We start from the raw sequence: 21,448 nt of genomic DNA on the forward strand, positions 1-21,448 counted from the left end.
CCGACGCTCCCTCTGGCGCTCGCTTTGCTGCTGATTCGTGCCGCACTTTCGCAGATGGATGTGCCCACGCGCTCTTCCTACGTGATGGCGGTTGTCACAGAGGTGGAGCGGGCAGCCGCCGCGAGCTTCACATCGGTCCCGCGCAGCCTGGCCGCCGCAGCCAGTCCCGCGCTGGCAGGCGCTCTGTTCGCTGCCTCGTTCCGGGCTTGGCCCCTCCTCATNTGCGGTGCACTGAAGATCGCTTACGATCTGCTGCTGCTGATGCAGTTTCGGCACCTCAAGCCGCCGGAGGAACGGTGATGCAGCCGCACCGGTTTGGGGTGTTTGACCAGGATGGGTCAATCGCGAAGGAAAACGTTGGAAAGGTTGTCGATCACTTCCGGCTGTCGCGGAGCGTGAAATGTCGCCTCGCTTCCTGCTGACGTTATTCGCCGCCCTTTATCCGGCATCATCGGTGCACGCCGGTGTCGATGTCGAGCGCACACTGGAAGCCTTCCACAGCACCTGCCTGGCACACGGTGACCGCTTCGACCGAGCGGGTCACGACCGCGACGAGTTTTGGACGCGATTTCAGCAGACTGATCAGCTGGCTGCGGCAGAACACCGTGACAAGGCTCGCAGAACGTTCGCCGCCTGACTACACCACCGAGCGATCACGGGTTCCATCCGCCGCTGCCGTACTGACGGGTAATGATCTCGAGAAGATGACCGTTCGGGTCCTCGAAATAAACGCCGCGGCCGCCGTCGTGGTGGTTGATCTCGCCCAACTGCGTCCGGCTGGGGTCAGCCCAGTACGGGAGGTTCCGTTCACGAATCCTGGCGAAGATCTCGTCGAACTCGGCTTCGCTGACCAGGAAGGCGTAATGCTGCGGCCTGATTTCGCCGTCGGTATCCATATAGTCGAGGTTGGCACCGTTTTCGGTGGTGACCATCTGGAAAGGACCCCAGCGCCTCGCGGCTGGAAGGCCAAGCATTTCCGCCAGGAATTTTGCCGACGCCTCGCTGTCGCGGGCCGGCAGTATTGTGTGGTTGAAATCGATAGCCATGCCATCACTCCCTTTGATCTCTCCTCGCACGTCGTTGTTCCACAACTGAATCGATGCTGCACGAGATGGGGTTTAAGGCCATGATGCTCAAGCCGGCGTGGCAACCTGCCCGATGACCTGCACAGGGTCAGCTTCATGGATACGGACGATGATCATTTCGCCGCTCTCCGGCACCTCGCCGGTCAAACCGGTGATGTTGACCTGATGCGTGACAAGGACCACAGGTCCGCCGAAACGCTGCCCGCGGAGCCAGGCCAAAAGGGCAGCGGTGCGCACTTCTGCGGCCGAACTGTCGCCAAAGAACGAATTGAGCAGCTCAAGAGGCACGACGTCGCCGATCCCGAGCAGGCGAGCGGTATCCAGGCAGCGACACCACTGGCTCGAATAGACGGCTGCCGACGAGATGCCGTTCGCACGGAACAGGTCGCCGATCGCGCGGGCCTGCGCACGACCTTCTTCCGACAGATTCCGCTGGGTGCTGCAATCACCGAGCCTGAAGCCAGGCGGATCGCCGGAGCCCGGGGCCGCGGCATGGCGCAGCAGCGCAATGGCTTCGCCGGATCGCAGGGCTGCCCAGAGTGGCCCGGAGGCTTGGGCTGTGCCGAAGGCAGCCGTTCCGAGCGAAAGGATGAGAAATCGCCGACGTCCAATTCGCATCTTGCTTCTCACCTTTCCGATTAGCAGCCTGGCGCGGACCAGCACTTCATTCCGCAGGTAGCGACATAAATGTTGGTTTCGACGATTTCAGGACCGATCAGGAGCTGGAAAGATTCCAGCGGCGAGACAGGCCCCGCGTCAGCCTCCGCGACACCCGCCACATCAGCAAGGCGGCGGCCAGGCTGTAGACGCCCATCAACGCCAGTTGCAGCGCGTAGTCGACGCCGGCGTCGATCAGGTATCCGGTGATGCCGGGACCCATCGCCGAGGCCAGAACCATCACGGCCACCACAACCGAGCGGATCGCACCGAGATGCGCGGTGCCGTAGATCTCCGGCCACATGGCGCCCTCCAGGGTCGAGGAGAAGCCGTAGCTGATGCCAAGCAGCGCCATGAAGACGAAGATGGCGAAAGGCGCCGTCAGATAGGCAGCCGCGAAGCATGCCAGCGCCAGCGGCAGAAGGAATAGAGGCAGCAGCTGGACCGCCGAGAAGCGGTCGATCAGCCACCCGGCCAGAAGCGCAAAACCCATCGTCGTGGCGGACAGGACGGCGAAGCCGCTGGCGAAGAGTTGCAGCGGCCAGCCCCGGAGCTCGGTTAGATAGACCTGGTGAAAGAAGATGGTGGTGCCGACGAAGGCGGGAGCCAGGACGCCCAGGCAGATGGCGTAGAAGGTCGGATCGCGCAGGACTTCCGCCCGCGTCCAGTGCTTCACTGCGCGTTGCGCCCTCGGCTGGGCCTCGCTCTGCGGATTGCGTTCCTTCCAGACCAGCGCACAAACCAGAGGCAAGGCCACGACCAGGATGAAGGCTGCGCAGACGAACCAGCTTCCCCTCCAGCCGACGAGGCCGGCCACGAGGACGAACAGGAAAGGCAGCAGAGCGCCGCCGACATGAAAGCCAAGCGTGACGACCGAGACGGCGCGGCCCCGGTTCGCGGCGAACCAGCGACCAGTCGCCGTCAGAGCCGTCTGGGTCATCATCCCCTGGCCAAAAAGGCGCAGCAAATAGAGCGCAAGGAGCAGCGTTGGCAGCGACCCGGCGAACCCCATCGCAATGCTGGCGCAGGCAAGCATGAGCATCGTCGCGATCGCCATGGTCACTGTCGAATACCGGTCCAGCGACCGACCCAAGAACGGCAGGGTCGCCGCGCTAAGCAGCGTTGCCAGCATGTAAAGGCCGCCGAACTCGCCATGACTCAACCCGAACGTCTCGCGCATACCGCCGTTCGACAAGGCGATGAAGAAGGTCTGCCCGAAGGACGAGACGAGGGTCAGCAAAAAGGCGCCGGTGAGCCAGCGGACATTGTTGACGACGAATGCACTGAAGGACTGCATGTTGTGTCTCGATTGAGTGCGCGTTTGCTGTTCGTCTCTATCGGCTCCCGCTGCCGGAGGATATCGGCCAGTTCCGCTTTGAGCAGAGGCCTGGCTTCACGTTCGAGCCGGTCGAACTTCCATGCCGATTACCAACCAGCCAGTCCTACTTCGGCGTCCTCGGCACTCTGCTTGCGAGTGAAGTCAGTCGGACGCCGTCGCGCTCTTAGGTCAGGCACTCAAAGGCATCATGCCTCTCGCTCAAGCTCAGGTTCGCTATCTTCTCCTTCTTCCCCTCTCTGATTGTATTTGCGGACACCGTCGAATGAGAAAGGCTTTTCGATGGAAGCCGGTCATTCGGTGGATGTCGGCCGAACCGGAACAATGGTATCCTGCAGGGAGCATTCGGGGAGGCGACTGCATTGACCGAGAGCTTGGAAGTCGAAGGGGCGAGAGGTTGGTCGAATCTGCTGATCGCGGCAGAAAGCGGCGATGCGGGGGCCGTTCGAGCGGAATTGGCGGCCGGCGCCGATATCAACGAGGCGGACGGCGGCCGCTGGTCAGCCCTTCATCTCGCAGCCCTCAATGCCCGCACCGCGGCGGTCGAGGCGTTGATCGAACACCCAGCAATCGATGTGAATTCCAGAAACAAATGGAAGAGCACGCCTTTGAGCCTTGCTTCGGCCAAGGGCCACTACGCCTCTATTTTAGCCCTCGTGAAACATCCGGAAATAGAGATTAATGCAAGAGCCGACTACTACGGCAGAACGGCCCTTATTGAAGCAGCAAAGAACGGGCATCTGGATGTCGTTAAGTTGCTTGTCGAGAATGGCGCCGACGTGAATCTTACTGACAAGACCGGAAGAAACAACGCGCTTATCGAGGCTATCAAGGGACGGCACTACGAGGTCGCGGGATACCTGCTTGATTCCCGGAAAATGAACTTTCTCAACAAGGATATGAGACTGAACGCCCTGATCTGGGCTGGAAGCTGCCATAACCCTCAACTCATCGAAAAGCTGGAAGTCTCGATTCATACTTTCTTCGAAGGCAAGTGAAGGCCCGCTTCCGCCGCGGTGACCATGTCCGTGGTCTTGCACTGGCCGAATGTCCTCGATCGTCGCAGGCCGCCTGTGAAGTTCCAAGATCATTCAACCAATCGGTTGACAATTCGAAAGCGTGTCTCTATATTCAACTACATGGTTGAATTAGAGACGCCCCAGATCGACGCGGTTTTTCACGCCCTTGGCGACGCCACCCGCCGGCACATGCTTCGCGACCTCGCCGGCGGCGAGCGAACGGTGAGCCAGTTGGCGGAACCCTTCGCCATGTCGTTGGCGGCCGCCTCCAAGCACATCAAGACGCTGGAGAATGCAGGGCTTATTCGTCGAGAGGTGAGGGGCCGCACACATCTGTGCCGCCTCGAACCCGGACCGCTGGCCAGCGCCCACCAATGGCTCGGCTTCTACGAGCGGTTCTGGACCAACCGTCTCGACGTCCTCGAGCGTCTGATTCGCGAGGAGGACGCACGCAAAGCCCCAGGTGATTCCTGGGCCCGGGATGATTCCAGGAAATCGCCCGCCTCAAAAGAAGGAGACGACCAATGAACCAGATGAAAACCATCGAAGCCTATGGCGAGCTGACCGAGCCCGCGACGTTCACCATCCAGCGGCTTTTGCCCGGCCCGATCGAGCGGGTCTGGGCCTATCTCACCGAGAGCGACCTGCGCCGGCAGTGGATGGCTGCTGGCCAGATGGAAATGAAGGCCGGCACCTCGTTCGAGTTGATCTGGCGTAACGACGAGCTGACCGATCCGCCCAGCCAGCGCCCCGCGGGCTTTCCCGAAGAGCATCGGATGGAGGGGCGGATCACAGAGCTCGATCCGCCTTACAAACTTGCCATCACCTGGGGAAACACCGGCGGGGTTTCCTTCTTGCTGGAGCCGCAGGGCAATGATGTCCTGCTCACCGTCATCCATCGCCGGCTGCCGGAACGCGCAATCCAGCTCAACGTCACCGCCGGCTGGCACATGCACCTCGACGTGCTGGCTGCCCGCCTCGCCGGCAAGACGCCGACCTCGTTCTGGGATGGCTGGAGCCGCCTGCGGGCAGAATACGACCGCCGCCTGCCGGCCTGACACGACCGCGTCGGCTGAAGTCACCGCCCAGCCTCCACCGGCATTCGCCCGTGGAAGCTCGCACACCAGCAACGATGAAACGATGAAACGTGCTTGCATTGGGCAAGCCTGATGGAGGAAGTCATGCGCAAATTGATCGCCGGAATGAAGATTTCCGTCGACGGCAAGATGGAGGGACCCGAGGGTTACGCGGATTGGGTCGACGCCTGGTCGGAGGAATACGGGCTGACGCCGGAGATCGATGCCTGCCTGCTCGGGAGCGTCATGTACGCCGGCTACGAGCACTACTGGAGCGCGATCCAGAATGAGCCGGACAAGCCGTTGCCGATGACCGGCAAATTGCCGACGCCGGCGGAGCTCGAATGGGCCCGCTTTGCCGAACAGACCCCGCACTATGTGCTGTCGAACACGATGACTTCGGCGGCCTGGCCAAAGACGTGCTTCGTCCGGAGCCTCGAAGACATCGCTGCCCTGAAGCAGCAGCCGGGCAAGGATATCTATCTCATGGGCGGTGCGCGAATGACCGCGAGCCTCATCGATGCCGGGCTGGTGGATGAACTGCGGCTTATCCTCTATCCACTGCTCGTCGGCGAAGGGAAGGCGCTGTTTGGAGCAACGCAAAATCGTCGCGGGCTTGAACTGCGGAAGGTTCAGCAGCTCACGGATGGGCGCGTGAGCCTGGTCTTTGGAATTGGCTAACGCAGCCGGTCTTCGCAGATTTCGCAGCGCTGCCCGGCTGAAATTTATTCCTGAAAGGCACGTCGCCGGTCAGAGGGAAACCGACAGGCCACCGTCAACGGCCAGCACATGGCCGTTGACGTAGGCGGCAGCGTCTGAGGCGAGAAACACCACGGCTCCGCCGAGCTCCTCAGGCTGGGCCCAGCGGCCCGCCGGGGTTCGTGCCTCGACCCATTTGGTGAAGGCCTCGTCGCTCATAAGTGCGGTGTTGAGCTCGGTAGCGAAATAGCCGGGGGCGATCGCGTTGACGGTGATGCCGTGACGGCCCAGTTCAGCGGCGGTCGAGCGTGTCAGCCCGTGCAGGCCCGCCTTTGCCGCCACATAGGCGTGAATGGTGGGACGGCCAAGGATCGCCGCAACCGATCCGGTGTTTATTATGCGCCCGAACTTGTTTGGCAGCATCAGGCGCACCGCGTCGCGCATCATGCGGAAGCAAGCCGAAAGATTGACGGCAATCACATGGTCGAAATCCTCGTCCTGCCATTCGACCAACGGACTTCGATGCTGGATGCCGGCGTTGTTGACCAGAATATCGAGGCGGCCGTGGCGTTCGACGATCCCTTCGAGCGACGCCCTCGAGATCGCCGCGTCGGTGACATCGAACGGCAGGGCTTCGGCACCGATCCTTTCGGCCGCCGCGGACAGCGCCGCCGGATCGCGGGCATTGACGATCACCGTCGCGCCGTTTTCCTCAAGTGCCTTGGCCATGGCGAAGCCGAGGCCACGCGAAGCACCGGTGACCAGCGCGACACGGCCGTTGAGCGAGAACAATTCCGACATTGATATCCCCCAAGAAAAGGGCGGGCTATGAAAAGGGCGGGAGTTTGCTCCCGCCCAATTAACGCTATTTGGAGCACTATTTGGCGATGCAGGTATCCGCTGTCTCCGGGGTGCAAATGTCAAGGCCGGTGTAGGTCGGGTCGGCCGGCGGAGCCTTGCCGTCCTTCATGTCCTTCAGCGCCATCATCGTCTTGTAGCCCATTTCGAAAGGCCGCTGGCCGACCTGGCCAAGCGAGAAACCTTCGTTCATCTGGTCGATCTGCACGGGAAGCGTATCGGCGACGACCAGGGCCAGGGCCTTCGAGGCGATCTTTTCCTTGTACGGCGCGACCGCGGCGCGGTTGGCATCGGGGATGAACTGCGGGAAGCCGCCGGTTGGGATGAACGCATCGAGGTTCGGGTTTTTCGCCATGATGTCCTCGAACTGCTGCACCGAGCGCGGGAAGTCGTCGTCGGTGTAGAGTGGGCAGCCCTCGATTTCGGTCCAGCCGTTCTGTCCGGTCAGGCGGTCGCCCGGTGAGGCAGCTGATTTGGTCCCTGAAAGCGTGTCGCGAATGCCCTGCATGCGCTCATTGTGGTTGGCCGCCGCCGCGCCGCCCGACTGGATACAGATCGTGCCGCCCTTGGGCTTGATCTGCATGGCGAGCTTGGCGAGGTTCGTGCCGATCTCATAATTGTGCGTGCCGATATAGGCGACGCGCAGGTCCTTGTTCTCGGGCAGCAGATCGGAGTCCCAGGTGAGGACCGGGATGCCGGCGTCCTTGGCGGCCTGCAGCGCAACCGCCATTGCCGCAGCGTTCGATGGCGACACGGCGATGCCGTCCACCCTCTTGGCCACGAGATCCTGCACGATCTGTACCTGCTCGTCGCCGCCGCCGTGCTCGCCGGGGCCGATATACATGCACTCCAGGGCACCATTCGATTCGGCTTCGGCCTTCTTGCAGCCGTCGCGTGCCTGGTCGAAGAAAGGATTGTTCATATTCTTCGGCACCAGGGCGAAGGTGTATTTCGCCTCGGCACCGGAAACGGCGAGCACCATGGCGCCAAGCGCGACAGCCGCCGTCAGCAGATGTTTTTTCATGTGAAGTTCTCCTCCTTGGTGTGATGTCCCGCAGGCCTCCCGCCGGCGGGTTTCTAGCGGTGCTTTTTGGGCATCAGGACTGCCAGCGACGCGGCGAGGATCGACTTGCCGCCGGTTTGCATGCCCAAAAGAACCGCAAGAACGATGAAGGCGCCGACGAAGGCACCCTGCCAGTTTGAATCGATGCCGGCCATCAGCAGCGCATTCCTGATCACTTCGAGGAACGCCGAGCCGATGACCGCACCGAAGGCCGTGCCGGCGCCGCCCATCAGGCTGGCGCCGCCAATCACTGTCGCCGCAATGACGCGCAGCTCATAGCCCTGGCCCATGGCATTGATGGCCGAGCCGTTGTAGCCGAGCAGCAGGAGCGAGGCGATCGAGGCGGTGAAGGCCGAGAAAAGGTAGGCCTGGAATTTGATCCAGTCGACCGGAACGCCGGTGAGCCGTGCCGCCTCCTCATTGCCGCCGATTGCGAACAGATGCCGGGCCCAGGCAGTGAAGTTGAACACGAAGCCGACAATCAGCGCCAGGATGACCATGGTCCAGAATTGCGACGACAGTTCCGGTATCCAGTGCGGCGCCCAGTCCTCGGGTCCATGCCGCGGCCATTTCGCCTGGCCGATCGCCTTCACGATCGGAGCATCGGGCCCGAACTGGTAAAGCATCTGGTTGGCCGAGAAAACCACCGCCAGCGAGCGCGCGACGGACAGCATGCCGAGCGTGACGACAAAGGACGGCATCCCGACATAGGCGACAAAAAATCCGTTGACCGCGCCGCAGGCCAGGCCGGAAAAAAGGCCCATGGCGAAGGCGACATACCAGGGATAATGCCAGGTGAGGAACAGGCCGGCGACGATGACCACGAGGCCCATGATCGAGCCGACCGACAGATCGATGCCACCGGTGATGATGACGACCGTCATGCCGAGCGCCATGATGCCGAAAGGTGCAAGATTGCGCGTCACATTGGCGACGTTTTCGGAGGTGCCGAAGCTCGGCTCCATCGCCGTCATCAAAATGACCAGCGCGATCAGGGCGATCGTCACCCAGAAGGGCTGACTTGAAATCACGCGTTGGAACGCTGTCTGTTCCTTGGTCGGGACGAAGTCCGACATGGCCGGCTGGCCGGCATTCCCGGCCGATTCCTGAACACTATTCGCCACGGATGGCCCCCGTTATCAGTCCTGTGATTTCCTCGGGTGATGTGTTGCCGGTGTCCTTGTCGGCAACCTTGGAACCTCGCCTGAGCACGATGATGCGATCTGCGACGGCAAAAACGTCAGGCATGCGGTGGCTGATCAGCATGACGCCGACGCCCTGCGCTTTCAGGCGCCGGATCAATTCGAGCACTTCCGCCACCTGGCGCACCGAGATGGCAGCGGTCGGCTCGTCCATCAACACCAGCTTGGCGTTTGAAAGCCGGGTTCGCGCAATGGCTACCGCCTGGCGCTGCCCGCCGGACATCTTCTTGACCAGATCGCGCGGCCTGGTTTCCGATTTGAGTTCCCTGAACAGCGCTGCCGAGCGGTCGATCATCGCCTGCTTGTCAAGCACTCTGATCGGCCAGAAACCTTTCTTGATCTCGCGGCCCAGGAAGACGTTCTGCGCCGCCGTCAGATTGTCGGCGAGCGCCAGGTCCTGATAGACGACTTCGATCCCCTTGGCGCGGGCCTGGACAGGTTTATGGAAATGGCAAACCTCGCCGTCCACGACAATTTCGCCGTCGCTCGGCGGGAAGTTGCCAGCCACGGTCTTGACCACGGTGGACTTGCCGGCGCCGTTGTCCCCCATCAGACCCACGACTTCGCCTCGCTCCACCTGGAAGCTGACGTCGCTCAGGGCCTGGATGGCCCCGAAATTCTTCGAAACGTGGCGAACCTCAAGCACCGGCATCGCGGTCCTCCCCGGACAACTTTTGCCAATCTTGTCCCGGACTTATGCAAGATAGCTAATCAGCGAAATGTATTCGACACAATCCTTATTCGAAGGAGACCGGCATCCGTTGTTGGAGGGGGGCAGGTGGACCCTGGAGCATCGAGAAGAATAGGACTTGCGAAGTTGTAGGATGACCGTATGATCTGACCCGATGATCACGGATCGCCCCTCTCAACACGAAGCTTCCGGCGCAATTGCTGAGCTGCCTGCGCAGTTGGCGGGTGATGCGCTGATAGACGGCCAGTCGCCCCAGGCGGAGCGCTACCTCATCGATTGGGGCCGCGACAGGTGCGGAAGTGCCCGCTTCATCGTGCGTCCAGGATCGGTGGAAGACGTCCAGGCGTTTGTGAGATGGTGCTCGCAGAGCGGTATCGCCATCGTCGTGCAGGGGGGCAATACCGGACTTGCCGGTGGCGCCATTCCAGACAATTCAGACTACGCAGTGCTGTCGCTTGAGCGTCTCAATCGGATACGCCGCGTCGACCCGCTCGACTTCACGCTGCAAGCGGATGCCGGGGCCGTGCTGCAGGACGTCAAGGACGCCGCTGAAGCATCCGAGATGACCTTCCCGCTCGCGCTTGGCGCACAGGGATCGTGCACGATCGGCGGCAATGTCGCGACCAATGCCGGCGGCATCAATGTGCTGCGCTACGGCATGACGCGTGACCTGGTGCTCGGGCTTGAGGCGGTCCTGCCGGACGGCACCCTTTGGAACGGCATGAACGGGCTGCGCAAGGACAATCGCGGCTACAGCCTGAAGCAATTGATGATCGGCTCGGAAGGGACGCTGGGAGTCGTCACCGGCGTCGAAGTAAGGCTCTCGCCCCGGCCGACGCAGGTCGAGACCGCCTATGTCGGACTGGGCAGCTTCCGCCAGGCGTGCGAGCTGTTCCGGATGGCAAGGCATCTCTGCTCCGACCTTCTCAGCGCGTTTGAGGTCATCGGCGAGGAGTGCCTGCCGCTGGTCCATCTCATCGATCCGAATCTGCGCTCGCCGTTGACGCGAGTATGTCCGGTTCACGCGATCGTCGAACTCGCCTGTGGGCCAGGGATAGATGCCGGCGGCCTTCTTGAAACGATGCTGGCGCGCGCCCTCGAGGCCGACCTGATCAGGGACGGCGTCGTCGCGCAAAGCCGCTCGCAGGCCGCCACATTCTGGGCCATCCGTGAGGGCCTGGTCGAGGGGCAGGCGCGGCGCGGCTTTCATGTCCGCACCGATCTCTCGGTTCGTCTCAGCCAGGTGCCGACGCTGATCGAGCAAGCACGCGCGTGCATTGTGCGCGACTGGCCTGGCTGGGCATCCCTGACCTATGGCCATGCGGGCGACGGCAACATCCATTTCAACGTGCTGCCTCCGATAGATTGCGAGCCCGGCGAAGCGAGGACCGTGGGGCAGGCGGTTTTGGCCCGGCTCTACGAGCTGGTCGGAGCGCTCGGCGGCTCGTTCAGTGCCGAACATGGCGTCGGTCGCAGCCGCAGTCACGTGTTCTGGGCCGGCCTGTCGCAACGCGAACGGCAGCTTCATACCGCGATCAAGGCAGCCTTCGATCCGGCAGGCCTGTTCAATCCCGCGTGTCTCATGCCTGGTCCGGGCGATTTGTAGGGGAAAGCCGCATGAAGCAGCGTTCGTCCATCATCGGCAGCGTGGAGGCGCTTCCGCATCGCGTCGCTTCGCATCTGAGCCGCGAGATCGAGGGCGGCGATATCATCCCGGGGGCCCGGCTTCCCACCGAAAGCCAGCTCGCCGACAAATTCGGCGTCAGCCGCAATGTTGTCAGAGAAGCGATCGCTCAGCTTCGCGCCGATGGCATGGTCGAGGCGCGTCAGGGCGTAGGCGCATTCGTCATGGCGCCGGAACAGCGAACAGCGATCCGGATCGACCGCGAAGCGCTGAAAGACCAGCGCAACATGGAGCAGCTCTTCGAGCTGCGCAGCATTCTGGAGACCGAATCCGCCACATTGGCCGCGGCGCGCTGCGCATCCGATGATCTTGACGCGATCAAGGCTGCGCTGGACCGCATGGGTGGCGAGGAGCGCTGGGAGGATGGCAGCATCGAGGCCGATCTGCTTTTCCATCGGGCGATCGCCCGGGCCACGGGCAACGGCTACATATACACCTTCATTTCCTTCGTCTGCGAGCAGATCCGCCAGTCGATCCACTATGCCCGCCTAACCAACCCGCTCCACGACCTGGTCGAGGTCAACGTCGCCGAGCATGTGCGGATCTACGACGCGCTCGCCGCGCATGATCCGCAGGCTGCCGGCGAGGCGATGCGCCGGCACATCGATGGCGCCGCATCGCGCGTAGGCGTCGAACTCACCGCGAAGATCAATCGAGGCAAATGACCATGTCGCTCGGGCAGACCAAGGCAATCACCGACATCTGCCTCCTTGTGGAGGATATCGACCGCACCATCGACTTCTACACGCAGAAGCTTGGCTACCGGATCAGACGCCGCGCCGAGGGCTTTGTCGATTTTCATTCCGAGCGCGTGACGCTCGCTGCATGGCAACTGGACCACATCAATCGCCACTGCGGCGTCTCGAATGTCCGCTCACCGAAGCAGGCGCACAAGGCATGCGTCGCCATGGAACTCGAAAGCGCCGGCGAGGTCGACCGGCTCTACGCCGAACTGTCGGACAAGGGCGTGCCGTTCGTCGGGCCGCCCGGCGACTATGTCTGGAACGCGCGCTGCGCCTACTTCCACGATCCGGACGGCACGCTGTGGGAACTCTATGCCTGGACCGGCGCCGGACCGGGCGACTATCACGACACGCAAGGATGATCCGATCGCGACGGCCTCGCAAGAAGGGCCGCGCCGCATGCAAACAATCCAACAACGGAGCAAGAAGATGAGTGGGAACGCATCACAGTGGAATCGCAGATCGATCCTGAAGGCCGGCGCCGCCGGCCTGGCGGCTTTCGGGCCGGGACTTCAGCTGTTTGGCGCCAGCGCCTCGGCAGCTGCCAAGCTCGTCGTCCAGTATGACTGGCTGATGTCGAACGGCCAGATCGGCGACGTGGCAGCCGTCGCCAATGGCTACTTCAGGGAAGTCGGCCTCGAAGTCGAGTTCAGCCCCGGCGGACCGAACGCTGCCACCGTGCCGCCGGTGGTGTCCGGTGCCGCTCAGCTCGGCCAATTCTCGGAATCGCCTCAACTCTATGCCGCGCGGGCGAGCGGCGTTCCGATAAAGATCATCGCCTGCGGCTATCGCACCGGGCCTTATGCGCTGACGTCGAAACCGGCGAAGCCGATCCGGTCGGTGGCGGATCTGAAGGGGATGCGGATCGGCACGCAGCCGACGGCGCGCTTCGCCATCGACGCGATGCTCGCGAAGAACAAGATCGACCCTTCCGAGGTCACCATCGTCAATGTCGGGTTCGACAAGGCGCCTCTGGTTCGTGGCGACGTCGATGCGATCGGCGGCTGGATCACCAACACGCAGGCGCTCAGCGTCGTCGGCGACGATCGCATCGATCTGCTGTTGTCGGAGCTGGGCCTGGCGTCCTATGCCGACGTCTACTTCGCGACCGACAGCGCCATCGAATCCGATTCCGAGACCCTGGCGAAATTCATCGGCGCGGTGGCCAAGGGGTGGGGCTGGGTCCATGCCAATCCCGAGCAGGCGGTCGACAAGCTCGTTGCTGCCTATCCCGAGATCGACGCAGGCTGGGAAAAGAAGACGATCCCCCTGGTCCTGAAACTGTCGTTCGACGACAACACGAAAAAGGATGGATGGGGCACGTTCGATCCTGCCTCGATCGAGAGCCAGATCGCGCTGCTTGACCAGATTGGCCAGTATCCGAACGGCAGGCCGAAGGCCGAGGACGTTTATACGACCAAGGTTCTCGAACTCAGTGCGGCTGAACGGCCGAAGCTCGGCGCGCCCGCCTCTTGATGGCGGCGCCGGCCATCGAAACCTCCGGGCTCGACGTCGGCTATCCCGGCCGGCACTCGCCCGTGACGGTGATCTCCGGTCTCGAACTGACAGTCGAGGCCGGGACGTTCCTGTCGATCCTCGGGCCTTCGGGGTGCGGAAAGTCGACGTTTCTGCGGGTTGTCGCCGATCTGTTGGCGCCACTCGCGGGCATGATACGCGTGATGGGCGAAACGCCGTCGGCGGTGCGCTCCGGCCGGGGCGTGGGCTTTGTCTTCCAGGACTCGACCCTTTTGCCGTGGCGCACGGCGCGCGAGAATGTGCGGCTGCCGATCCAGGTCGGCCGCCGCAGCCTGTCACGCATGATAGACGACCGCGCCGACGAGCTGCTCGAACTCGTCGGCCTGTCGGCGCTCAGCGAGCGCCTGCCGCATCAGCTTTCCGGCGGACAGCGCCAAAGGCTGGCGATCGCCCGGGCGCTGCTTGGCGAGCCACGTCTGCTGCTGATGGACGAGCCCTTTGGCGCGCTTGACGAGATCACCCGCGATCGCCTCAACGACGAATTGCTGAACCTTTGGCGGCGGACCGGAGCGACCGTGCTGTTCGTCACGCATTCCATTGCCGAAGCCGTCTATCTCGGGCAGCGCGTGATCGTGCTCGCAGCCCATCCCGGCCGGATCGTCGCCGACCACGACCTTCGTCCGCTGAAGGGCCCGGACAACAGATGCTCGCGCGAGAATCCGGCGATCGTCGCGGCAATGGCCAGGATGCGCTCCGCCCTCGGAGCGGCGTCGTGAACCAGGGCGCGCTTTCGCCATTCGCACAGGCTGCGCTGCCGATCCTCGGCGCCGGCTCGCTCATTCTCGCCTGGCAATTCCTGCTGCCGCTCGCCGGCGTGCCCGCTTACATCGTTCCGACGCCGACCGCGATAGCGGGCGTGTTTGCCAGGAACGGATCGCTTCTCCTGTCCAATCTCTGGCCGACGGCCATCGAGGCGCTCTCCGGCTTCGTGCTCGGCAACCTCGCCGCAGTGCTGCTGGCGGTCGTCTTCGTGCACAGCCGTACGCTGCAGGCTGCCTATTTTCCGGTCGTGCTGTTCTTCAATACGATCCCGGTGCTGGCGCTGGCCCCGGTCGTCATCCTGATCTTCGGCCTCGGCATGCTGCCTAAGATCGTGATCGCGGCGGTGATCTGTTTCTTCCCGACGCTCATCAACATGATCCGGGGGCTGGAATCGGCGAGCCCCAGCGAGCACGAGCTGTTCCGCGTGCTGTCGGCGACGCGCTGGGAAATATTCTGGCGCCTGCGCCTGCCGCGTGCGCTGCCAATGCTGTTCGCTTCGCTGCGGATCGCCTCGGCAACCGCGGTGATCGGCGCGATCGTCGGCGAATGGATCGGCTCCGACAAAGGTCTCGGCGCGCTGATCATCCAGGCGACCTTCAACTACCAGTCCGACCGGCTCTACGCCGCCATCGTGCTCTCATCGCTGTTGTCGATCGGGTTCTTCATGACGGTCGTTGCCGCTGAGCGGTGGTCGGTTCGATACCGTTGACCGGCTGGCTCCAGGGACGGCCGCTTGGCGTCGCGCGGCGGACTTCGCTCGACCGCACAGGCGAGGGTTGCCTCGCCTGGGCCTGCCTGTACTATGACCAGGTACATGCAGGGGAGGAGCTCTAGCGTGGGCCTGGGTCGGAATTTCCGCCGTTGGGGGATGCGGGCCTTCATCGCCGTCATGGTGCTTTCGCCGCATGCGGCGTCGGCCGACACCATTACGCCCGACCGGATCGCTGCCGCCCTGTCGAAGCTCGAGGCGCTCGCCGAAGGCGTCGTCGCGGATGGTGGGGTGCCTGGTCTCGGCATCGGGGTCGTCCATGACGACAAGGTGGTCTTCCTCAAGGGCTTCGGGCATCGCGAGGCCGGCAAACCGGAGGCCGTCGACGCCGACACGGTGTTCCAGATCGCCTCGCTGTCCAAGCCGGTCTCGGCAACGATCGTGGCGGCGCTGGTCAGCGAGGGCATCGTTTCCTGGGATGCGAAAATCGCCGATCTCGATCCGGCCTTCCGGCTGTCCGAGCCCTATCCGACTAGCGAACTCACGGTCCGCGACCTGTTTTCGCACCGCAGCGGACTTCCCGGCACCGCCGGAGACGACCTCGAGGACATTGGCTATGACCGCGCCGAGATCCTGCATCGGCTGCGCTTCGTGCCGCCATTGTCGAGCTTTCGCGCCGGCTATTCCTACAGCAATTTCGGCCTGACCGAAGGCGCCACGGCGGCGGCGAAGCCGACAGGCAAGCCCTGGGAGGAGATCGCCGAGGAGAAGCTCTACCGTCCGCTTGGAATGGCCTCGACCAGCTCCCGTCATGCGGACTTCATCAAGCAGGCCAATCGCGCCGCGCTCCACGTCAAGATCGACGGCGTCTGGGCAGCGAAGGTAAAGCGCGATCCGGATGCGCAGGCGCCCGCTGGCGGCGTCAGCTCCACGGCGCGCGATCTCTCGCAATGGGTGCGCCTCATGCTCGGCAACGGCGTCTGTAGCGGCGAGACACTCATTAAAGCCGATGCGCTGGACCAGACGCATGTTCCGCTGATGGAACGCGGCCAGAACCCCGTCTCCGGCGGCACGTCTTTCTACGGCCTCGGCTGGAATGTCGAATTCGGCCGTCACGGTCTGAGCTGGGGCCATGCCGGCGCCTTCAGCGTCGGCGCCCGCACCCTGGTGACGCTCTTCCCGGAGGAGAAGCTTGGCATCGTCGTCGTCGCCAATGCCTTTTCGACAGGCGTGCCGGAAGGCTTGTCCGAGAGCTTCGCCGATCTCGCCTTTGACGGGACGGTCGAGAAGGACTGGGTCAAGGCATGGGACGATGCCTATGCGAGCCTGTTCGGTCCGGCAATCGCGGCGGCCAAGGCCACCTATGCCGCGCCACCGTCTCCGGCAAGTCCGGCCCGGCCAGCCAATGCCTATGCAGGCCGTTACTTCAACGATTTCATCGGCGATGCGGTCGTGTCGACTGCGGGAGACGCTCTTGTGCTCAAGGTCGGGCCGGCCGGCGCCCGGTCCTATTCGTTGAAGCATTTCGACGGCGAACTCTTCCTGACCTTCCCGGACGCCGAGACGCCGGACAGGCCCTCGGGCGTAGGCTTCGACATTGGCCCCGACGGCAAGGCGTCGGCCATGACCATAGAGTTTCTCGACGATAACAATCTCGGCACGCTGCAGCGCGTTGGAGACTAGCTCCTCTGCGCCTTCGTCATCCCAGGGCGGAGCAAGGAGCGAAGCTACGCGGTGCAGACCCCGGGGAGCCATTCCGTGACATCCGCCGAACAATGCAGCGGCCCAGAACGGCGCTTGTATCCGCAACGGAGCCAGGTACCCTTTCACCATGACCGGCTATGCCTATATGACCGCGAGCCAAAAGCGCGGCACGATCTACATGGGCGTCACCAACGACTTCGGCCGCCGCATGCCGGAGCACAAGTCCGGCGATGGCTCGCGCTTCACCAGCCGCTACGCGCGTTCGGTTCTGGTCCGCTGCATTCTTCGGCTTGGGTAACGGCATGGATCCTAGGGTCTGCGCCGCGTCGCTTCGCTCCTTGCTTGCCCTAGGATGACGAAGGCGTGGTGGGATTTGGCTAATCGCCAGCGTTGGCGATTGGCTGGCGACCGGCCGGCAGCGAAGGTCCACAGCCCCTTTCATGAGCGAAATCTCAGTGGCAATCGCAAACCTCTAAGATTAGCCGAAGCATCCCTCCGCTTCGTCATCCTAGGGCGGAGCAAGGAGCGAAGCGACGCGGCGCAGACCCTGGGATCCATTCCGTTACATAAGCCGAAGAATGCTGCGGCTCAGAATAAAAGCGCTCTGTAGCGATCTTTCGCGCCCCCCTCGCGCTGTTCCTCCGCGATCAAAGGTTCTGCACCGCAGCAGCGCTCGAGGTAAGATGGTGCCACTCACCCTCCGGCAAGCCTCGGCAGCAGGAATATCTCAGCGCCTTGCGGCAATTCCTTCGACCAGGTGTCGCGATAGATAACCCCGTCTATGGCGACTGCGATGCCGCGGTCGATGTAGGGCTCGAAGCCGGGATACTGCTCAGCCAGCTTCCTGAACAGCTCCCGAATATCCTTTGCCTCGATCTCGACCTTGCTCTTGCCTCCGGCGATTGCGCCGAGCGATCCCCAGAGCGTTACTTCGACCATCGGCCTCCCCGTTCCGCCTCGATCGCCGCGAGAATCCGCGGCGGCGACATCGGGATATGCGTCATCCGCACGCCCGCGGCGTTCGACACCGCATTGGCGATCGCCGCCAGCGGCGGCACGATCGAGGTTTCGCCGACGCCCCGCACCCCGTAAGGGTGGTTGGGATTGGGGATCTCGAGGATCTGCGTGTCGATCATCGGCAGGTCGGAGCAGACCGGGATGCGGTAGTCGAGAAAGCCGGGGTTCTGCAGCCGCCCGTCCTTGCCGTAGACGTACTCTTCGTTGAGCGCCCAGCCGATGCCTTGCGCGGCACCCCCCTGGTACTGCCCCTCGACATAGGTCGGGTGCACCGCCTTGCCGGCATCCTGCACGACCGTGTAGCGCAGCACCCTCGTGGCGCCGGTCTCCGGATCGACCTCGATATCGCAGATATGGGTGGCGAAGGAGACGCCGGCGCCGTCGGCGACGAGCTCGCTGTGGCCGGCGATCGGCCCGCCGGTCTTTCCTGACCCGGCCGCGATCTCCTTCAGAGACAGCGCCGCAAGGTTGCCGTACTTCTCGCCTTTGGCGATGGCGTGGCCGTTTTCCCAGACCACGTCGTCGACGGGAACATCCCACATCTGCGCGGCGCGTTCCCGCAGGATCTTGATGGCGTTGCGGGCGGCCGAGATCGTCGCCATCGAGGAGGAGAAGGTGCCGCGGCTGCCGTCCGTCATGTCGTTGTAGCCGAGGCTGGAGGTGTCGGCGACCACCGCCTTGACCTGCTCATAGGCGATGCCGAGTTCCTCCGCCGCCACCAGCGACAGCGACGCGCGGGAACCACCCACATCGACCGTGCCGACGGCAAGCGAGACCGAGCCGTCCATGCCGATGTTGAGGTCGGTGCAGGTCTGGCCGCCGAAGTTGAACCAGAAGCCGCAAGCCATGCCGCGGCCCTGGTTCTTGCCCAGCGATGCCTTCATGTGCGGATGGTTCTTCGCCGCCTCCAGCGTCGGGCCGATGCCGATCGGGCCGTAGACCGGGCCGTAGGACGATCGGGTGCCTTCCTGGGCGGCGTTCCTGATCCGGAACTCGACCGGATCCATGCCGATCTCCTTGGCCAGTTCGTCGACGGCACTTTCCACTGCAAACGCCGCCATCGGCGCCGATGGCGCGCGATAGGCCGCCGTCTTCGGCCGGTTGACCAGCACTTCGTAGCCGACCGTCCTGACGTTAGCGAGATTGTAGCAGGCAAACGCGGTCATGGCGCCGAGCTCGGCCCACATGCCGGCATAGGGGCCGCAGGAATAGCGCAGCGTCGCCTCGGCCGCGGTGATCGTGCCGTCCTTGCGGGCGCCGATCCTGACGTCGATCGAGGTGGCACTGGTCGGCCCGGAGGCGCGGAACACCTCGTCGCGCGTCATCACCAGCTTGACCGGCCGCCCGGCCTTGCGCGACAGCGCCAGCGCCACCGGCTCGGCCCAGACGTGGGTCTTGCCGCCGAAACCGCCGCCGATCTCCGACGAGGTGACGCGCAGCTTGGAAGCTTCCATGCCAAGCAGTTGGGCGCAGTGCTGGCGGTAGACGAAATGGCCTTGCGTGCAGACCCAAAGGTCGGCGGTGCCGTCGGCGCTGACGCTCGCCACGCAGGCATGCGGCTCGATATAGCCCTGGTGCGTCTGCTCGGTCTTGAAGGAGCGTTCGACGACGTAATCGGCCTGGCCAAATCCCTCATGGATGTCGCCATGGCCATACTGGCTGCGCTTGGTGACGTTGGAAGGCTTGACCGGCTTTTGCTCAAGGCCCTCGGTGAAGATGGTGTCGTCGAGCACGGGCGCCGAGTGCTTCATCGCCTCGTCGACATCGGTCACGTGCGGCAGCACTTCATAGTCGACCTCGATCAGCTTCAGCGCCTGCCTTGCCGTGCGGGCGTCGACCGCGGCGACCGCGGCCACCGCATGGCCGTCATAGAGCGCCTTCTTGCGCGCCATGCAGTTGTCGAGGATGTCGTACATGGCGGCATCGCCGTCGGTGAGGTCGGGCAGGTCGGCCGCGGTGATCACCGCCTTCACGCCGTTGAGCTTCTCCGCCTTCGAGGTGTCGATCTTCCTGATCGTGGCGTGCGCGTGCGGGCTTCTCAGGACACGCCCGACCAACTGGCCGGCCATGTTGAAATCCGCGCCATAGCGGGCGCGGCCCGTTACCTTGTCGACGCCGTCGGGGCGGATGGGACGCGTGCCGACGGAGGCGAAATTGCGTCCGGAATAGCGCGGATCGAAGTTCATCGTCAGGCTCCCTTCATCACGCTTGCGGCGTCCTGGACGGCGCGCACGATCTTGTCATAGCCGGTGCAGCGGCAGAGGTTCCCGGCGAGGCCGAAGCGGATTTCCTCCTCGGTCGGGTCGGGGTTCTTGGCCAGCAGGTCTTTCGCCGCGATCAGGAAGCCCGGCGTGCAGACGCCGCATTGCAGCGCTGCGTGCTCGAGGAACTTCTGCTGCAGCGGATGCAGCCTGTCGCCATGCGCCATGCCCTCGATGGTTTCGACGCGCCGGCCTTCGGCCTCCGCGCCAAGCACCAGGCACGAGCATACCAGCCGGTCGTCGAGGATGATGCTGCAGGCGCCGCAGTCGCCGGTGCCGCAACCTTCCTTGGCGCCCGTCAGCCCGAGGCGGTCGCGCAGCACGTCGAGCAGCGTCTCGTCCGGGTGGCAAAGGTACTCGACATTGTCGCCGTTGATCGTCGTTGAGACTGCAATTGCGGCCATCACTTGCCTCCTGCACGCGCATAGGCGGTCGTGGCGGCACGCCTGGCCAGCACACCCGCAACTTTTCTTCTGAACTCGACCGTGCCCCGCTTGTCGTCGATGGGGCGGCAGGCCCCCGAGCAGACCTTGGCGAGCCGCTCAAGTGCTGCTTCGTCCAGCTTCCTGCCGATGAGGGCCTCGGCCGCCTCTTCCACCAGCAGCACCGTCGGCGCCACTGCGCCCAGCGCGACGCGGGCCGATTTGACGACACCTTGCTCATCGAGAGTCAGGTTCACCCCGGCGCTGACCACGGCGATGTCCATCTCCGTGCGTGGAATGAAACGCAGATAGGCATCGCCTGAGCGCGGCGCGCGCCTGTCGAGCAGGATCGCCTCGATGATTTCTCCCTTGGCGAGCGACGTCTTGCCAGGCCCGGTCGGCACTGCCTCCACCGCGACCGTGCGCCTGCCTCCTGGTCCGATAATCAATGCCCTGGCGCCGGCGGCCACCAGCGCCGGCACGCTGTCGGCCGCCGGCGAGGCGTTGCAAAGATTGCCGACGATTGTGCAGCGACCCTGCACCTGTTTCGAGCCAATCAGCTTGGCCGCTTCGACGACGCCCGGCCATTCCCTTTTCAAGGCCGCGCTCTCTCCCATCAGCGCGCAGGAGACCGCGGCACCGATGCTGAAGCCCTCCGCCGTTTCCCTGATCTCGCCCAGTCCGTCGATTGCCTTGATGTCGACGATCAGGTCGGGCTCGATAAAGCCGCCTTTCATTCTCACCAGGAGGTCGCTGCCTCCGGCGAGAATGGCGGCGGTGCCGGGCGAGCCGGCCAACTGGCCAACGGCATCTTCCATTGAAAGCGGACGTATGTAGCGCATCGTCTCCCCTTGATCATCGCAATTCTGTCGGCCCGTTATAGAGCCTTGGATCGGAATGGTCATCCGGTTCTGCATGAGCAGC

24 protein-coding genes and 1 pseudogene are annotated in these 21,448 nt (G+C 63.6%); 14 read left to right on the forward strand and 11 right to left on the reverse strand.

Annotation, left to right across the window (positions count from 1 at the left end; all coding sequences use genetic code 11):
- Positions 1–300: pseudogene (locus tag M727_RS36895) on the forward strand (MFS transporter); the annotation flags it as partial.
- A gap of 100 nt (positions 301–400) precedes the next feature.
- Entirely contained in the window at positions 401–637 is a 237-nt protein-coding gene (locus M727_RS41615) for a hypothetical protein (RefSeq protein WP_156941568.1), read from the forward strand.
- A 16-nt stretch (positions 638–653) separates the two neighbouring features.
- Here the strand turns inward: M727_RS41615 and M727_RS0120435 are convergent, their stop codons facing one another.
- The 3 genes from M727_RS0120435 to M727_RS0120445 all read right to left on the reverse strand — a co-directional run bounded on the left by M727_RS0120435 (position 654) and on the right by M727_RS0120445 (position 3,039).
- Positions 654–1,046: a VOC family protein gene (locus M727_RS0120435; RefSeq protein ID WP_027154226.1), complete on the reverse strand. Its 393-nt coding sequence runs from the start codon at positions 1,044–1,046 to the stop codon at positions 654–656.
- A gap of 87 nt (positions 1,047–1,133) precedes the next feature.
- A complete protein-coding gene (locus tag M727_RS36900; RefSeq protein WP_036262868.1) occupies positions 1,134–1,703 on the reverse strand; it encodes a histidine phosphatase family protein in 570 nt (189 codons plus the stop codon).
- Positions 1,704–1,800: 97 nt separating this feature from the next.
- Entirely contained in the window at positions 1,801–3,039 is a 1,239-nt protein-coding gene (locus M727_RS0120445) for an MFS transporter (RefSeq protein ID WP_027154227.1), read from the reverse strand.
- Between the two features lie 401 nt (positions 3,040–3,440).
- Between M727_RS0120445 and M727_RS0120450 the strand changes: the two genes are divergently transcribed.
- The 4 genes from M727_RS0120450 (at position 3,441) to M727_RS0120465 (ending at position 5,854) form a co-directional block, all read left to right on the forward strand.
- The gene (locus tag M727_RS0120450) at positions 3,441–4,076 is read left to right on the forward strand and encodes an ankyrin repeat domain-containing protein (RefSeq protein ID WP_036262836.1); all 636 of its coding nucleotides are present in this window, start codon (positions 3,441–3,443) and stop codon (positions 4,074–4,076) included.
- A gap of 141 nt (positions 4,077–4,217) precedes the next feature.
- A complete protein-coding gene (locus tag M727_RS36905; protein ID WP_036262839.1) occupies positions 4,218–4,625 on the forward strand; it encodes a metalloregulator ArsR/SmtB family transcription factor in 408 nt (135 codons plus the stop codon).
- Positions 4,622–5,155 (forward strand): SRPBCC family protein, encoded by a 534-nt coding sequence (locus M727_RS0120460; protein ID WP_027154229.1) that lies wholly within the window; start codon positions 4,622–4,624, stop codon positions 5,153–5,155. Before M727_RS36905 ends, M727_RS0120460 begins: the two co-directional genes overlap by 4 nt.
- A gap of 123 nt (positions 5,156–5,278) precedes the next feature.
- Positions 5,279–5,854, forward strand: coding sequence for a dihydrofolate reductase family protein (locus M727_RS0120465; protein WP_027154230.1), 576 nt, complete (start codon positions 5,279–5,281; stop codon positions 5,852–5,854).
- A 69-nt stretch (positions 5,855–5,923) separates the two neighbouring features.
- Here M727_RS0120465 and M727_RS0120470 read toward each other — a convergent pair whose 3' ends face one another.
- The 4 genes from M727_RS0120470 to M727_RS0120485 all read right to left on the reverse strand — a co-directional run bounded on the left by M727_RS0120470 (position 5,924) and on the right by M727_RS0120485 (position 9,647).
- A complete protein-coding gene (locus M727_RS0120470; protein ID WP_027154231.1) occupies positions 5,924–6,673 on the reverse strand; it encodes a glucose 1-dehydrogenase in 750 nt (249 codons plus the stop codon).
- 76 nt (positions 6,674–6,749) lie between these two features.
- A complete protein-coding gene (locus tag M727_RS0120475; protein WP_023799119.1) occupies positions 6,750–7,754 on the reverse strand; it encodes a sugar-binding protein in 1,005 nt (334 codons plus the stop codon).
- Between the two features lie 53 nt (positions 7,755–7,807).
- Positions 7,808–8,869 (reverse strand): ABC transporter permease, encoded by a 1,062-nt coding sequence (locus tag M727_RS0120480; RefSeq protein WP_036262843.1) that lies wholly within the window; start codon positions 8,867–8,869, stop codon positions 7,808–7,810.
- A 37-nt stretch (positions 8,870–8,906) separates the two neighbouring features.
- Entirely contained in the window at positions 8,907–9,647 is a 741-nt protein-coding gene (locus tag M727_RS0120485; RefSeq protein WP_023799117.1) for an ATP-binding cassette domain-containing protein, read from the reverse strand.
- 193 nt (positions 9,648–9,840) lie between these two features.
- Between M727_RS0120485 and M727_RS0120490 the strand changes: the two genes are divergently transcribed.
- The 8 genes from M727_RS0120490 to M727_RS40200 all read left to right on the forward strand — a co-directional run bounded on the left by M727_RS0120490 (position 9,841) and on the right by M727_RS40200 (position 17,122).
- Positions 9,841–11,292, forward strand: a complete 1,452-nt coding sequence (locus tag M727_RS0120490) for an FAD-binding oxidoreductase (protein ID WP_084646810.1) — start codon at positions 9,841–9,843, stop codon at positions 11,290–11,292.
- Positions 11,293–11,303: 11 nt separating this feature from the next.
- Positions 11,304–12,035: a FadR/GntR family transcriptional regulator gene (locus M727_RS0120495; protein WP_027154234.1), complete on the forward strand. Its 732-nt coding sequence runs from the start codon at positions 11,304–11,306 to the stop codon at positions 12,033–12,035.
- Positions 12,032–12,475: a VOC family protein gene (locus M727_RS0120500; protein ID WP_027154235.1), complete on the forward strand. Its 444-nt coding sequence runs from the start codon at positions 12,032–12,034 to the stop codon at positions 12,473–12,475. The genes M727_RS0120495 and M727_RS0120500 overlap by 4 nt, the downstream gene beginning before the upstream one ends.
- A 67-nt stretch (positions 12,476–12,542) precedes the next feature.
- A complete protein-coding gene (locus M727_RS0120505; protein WP_027154236.1) occupies positions 12,543–13,589 on the forward strand; it encodes an ABC transporter substrate-binding protein in 1,047 nt (348 codons plus the stop codon).
- Positions 13,586–14,365, forward strand: a complete 780-nt coding sequence (locus M727_RS0120510) for an ABC transporter ATP-binding protein (RefSeq protein WP_027154237.1) — start codon at positions 13,586–13,588, stop codon at positions 14,363–14,365. The genes M727_RS0120505 and M727_RS0120510 overlap by 4 nt, the downstream gene beginning before the upstream one ends.
- Positions 14,362–15,120, forward strand: a complete 759-nt coding sequence (locus tag M727_RS0120515) for an ABC transporter permease (protein ID WP_027154238.1) — start codon at positions 14,362–14,364, stop codon at positions 15,118–15,120. Before M727_RS0120510 ends, M727_RS0120515 begins: the two co-directional genes overlap by 4 nt.
- Positions 15,121–15,279: 159 nt before the next feature.
- Positions 15,280–16,803, forward strand: coding sequence for a serine hydrolase (locus tag M727_RS0120520; RefSeq protein ID WP_198032665.1), 1,524 nt, complete (start codon positions 15,280–15,282; stop codon positions 16,801–16,803).
- 148 nt (positions 16,804–16,951) lie between these two features.
- Positions 16,952–17,122: a GIY-YIG nuclease family protein gene (locus M727_RS40200; protein WP_084646812.1), complete on the forward strand. Its 171-nt coding sequence runs from the start codon at positions 16,952–16,954 to the stop codon at positions 17,120–17,122.
- A gap of 395 nt (positions 17,123–17,517) precedes the next feature.
- Here the strand turns inward: M727_RS40200 and M727_RS0120530 are convergent, their stop codons facing one another.
- Genes M727_RS0120530 through M727_RS0120545 form a run of 4 tightly spaced genes read right to left on the reverse strand, consistent with a single transcriptional unit; the run spans position 17,518 to position 21,366 of the window.
- Entirely contained in the window at positions 17,518–17,763 is a 246-nt protein-coding gene (locus tag M727_RS0120530) for a MoaD/ThiS family protein (RefSeq protein ID WP_023799104.1), read from the reverse strand.
- The gene (locus tag M727_RS0120535) at positions 17,751–20,027 is read right to left on the reverse strand and encodes a xanthine dehydrogenase family protein molybdopterin-binding subunit (RefSeq protein ID WP_027154240.1); all 2,277 of its coding nucleotides are present in this window, start codon (positions 20,025–20,027) and stop codon (positions 17,751–17,753) included. The genes M727_RS0120530 and M727_RS0120535 overlap by 13 nt, the downstream gene beginning before the upstream one ends.
- 2 nt (positions 20,028–20,029) lie before the next feature.
- On the reverse strand, positions 20,030–20,506 hold the full coding sequence (locus M727_RS0120540; protein ID WP_027154241.1) for a (2Fe-2S)-binding protein: 477 nt from the start codon (positions 20,504–20,506) through the stop codon (positions 20,030–20,032).
- Entirely contained in the window at positions 20,506–21,366 is an 861-nt protein-coding gene (locus M727_RS0120545; protein WP_027154242.1) for a xanthine dehydrogenase family protein subunit M, read from the reverse strand. Before M727_RS0120545 ends, M727_RS0120540 begins: the two co-directional genes overlap by 1 nt.
- Between the last annotated feature and the right edge of the window lie 82 nt (positions 21,367–21,448).

Origin of the sequence: Mesorhizobium sp. WSM2561 (assembly GCF_000513915.1) — a bacterium.
Lineage (GTDB): Bacteria > Pseudomonadota > Alphaproteobacteria > Rhizobiales > Rhizobiaceae > Mesorhizobium > Mesorhizobium muleiense.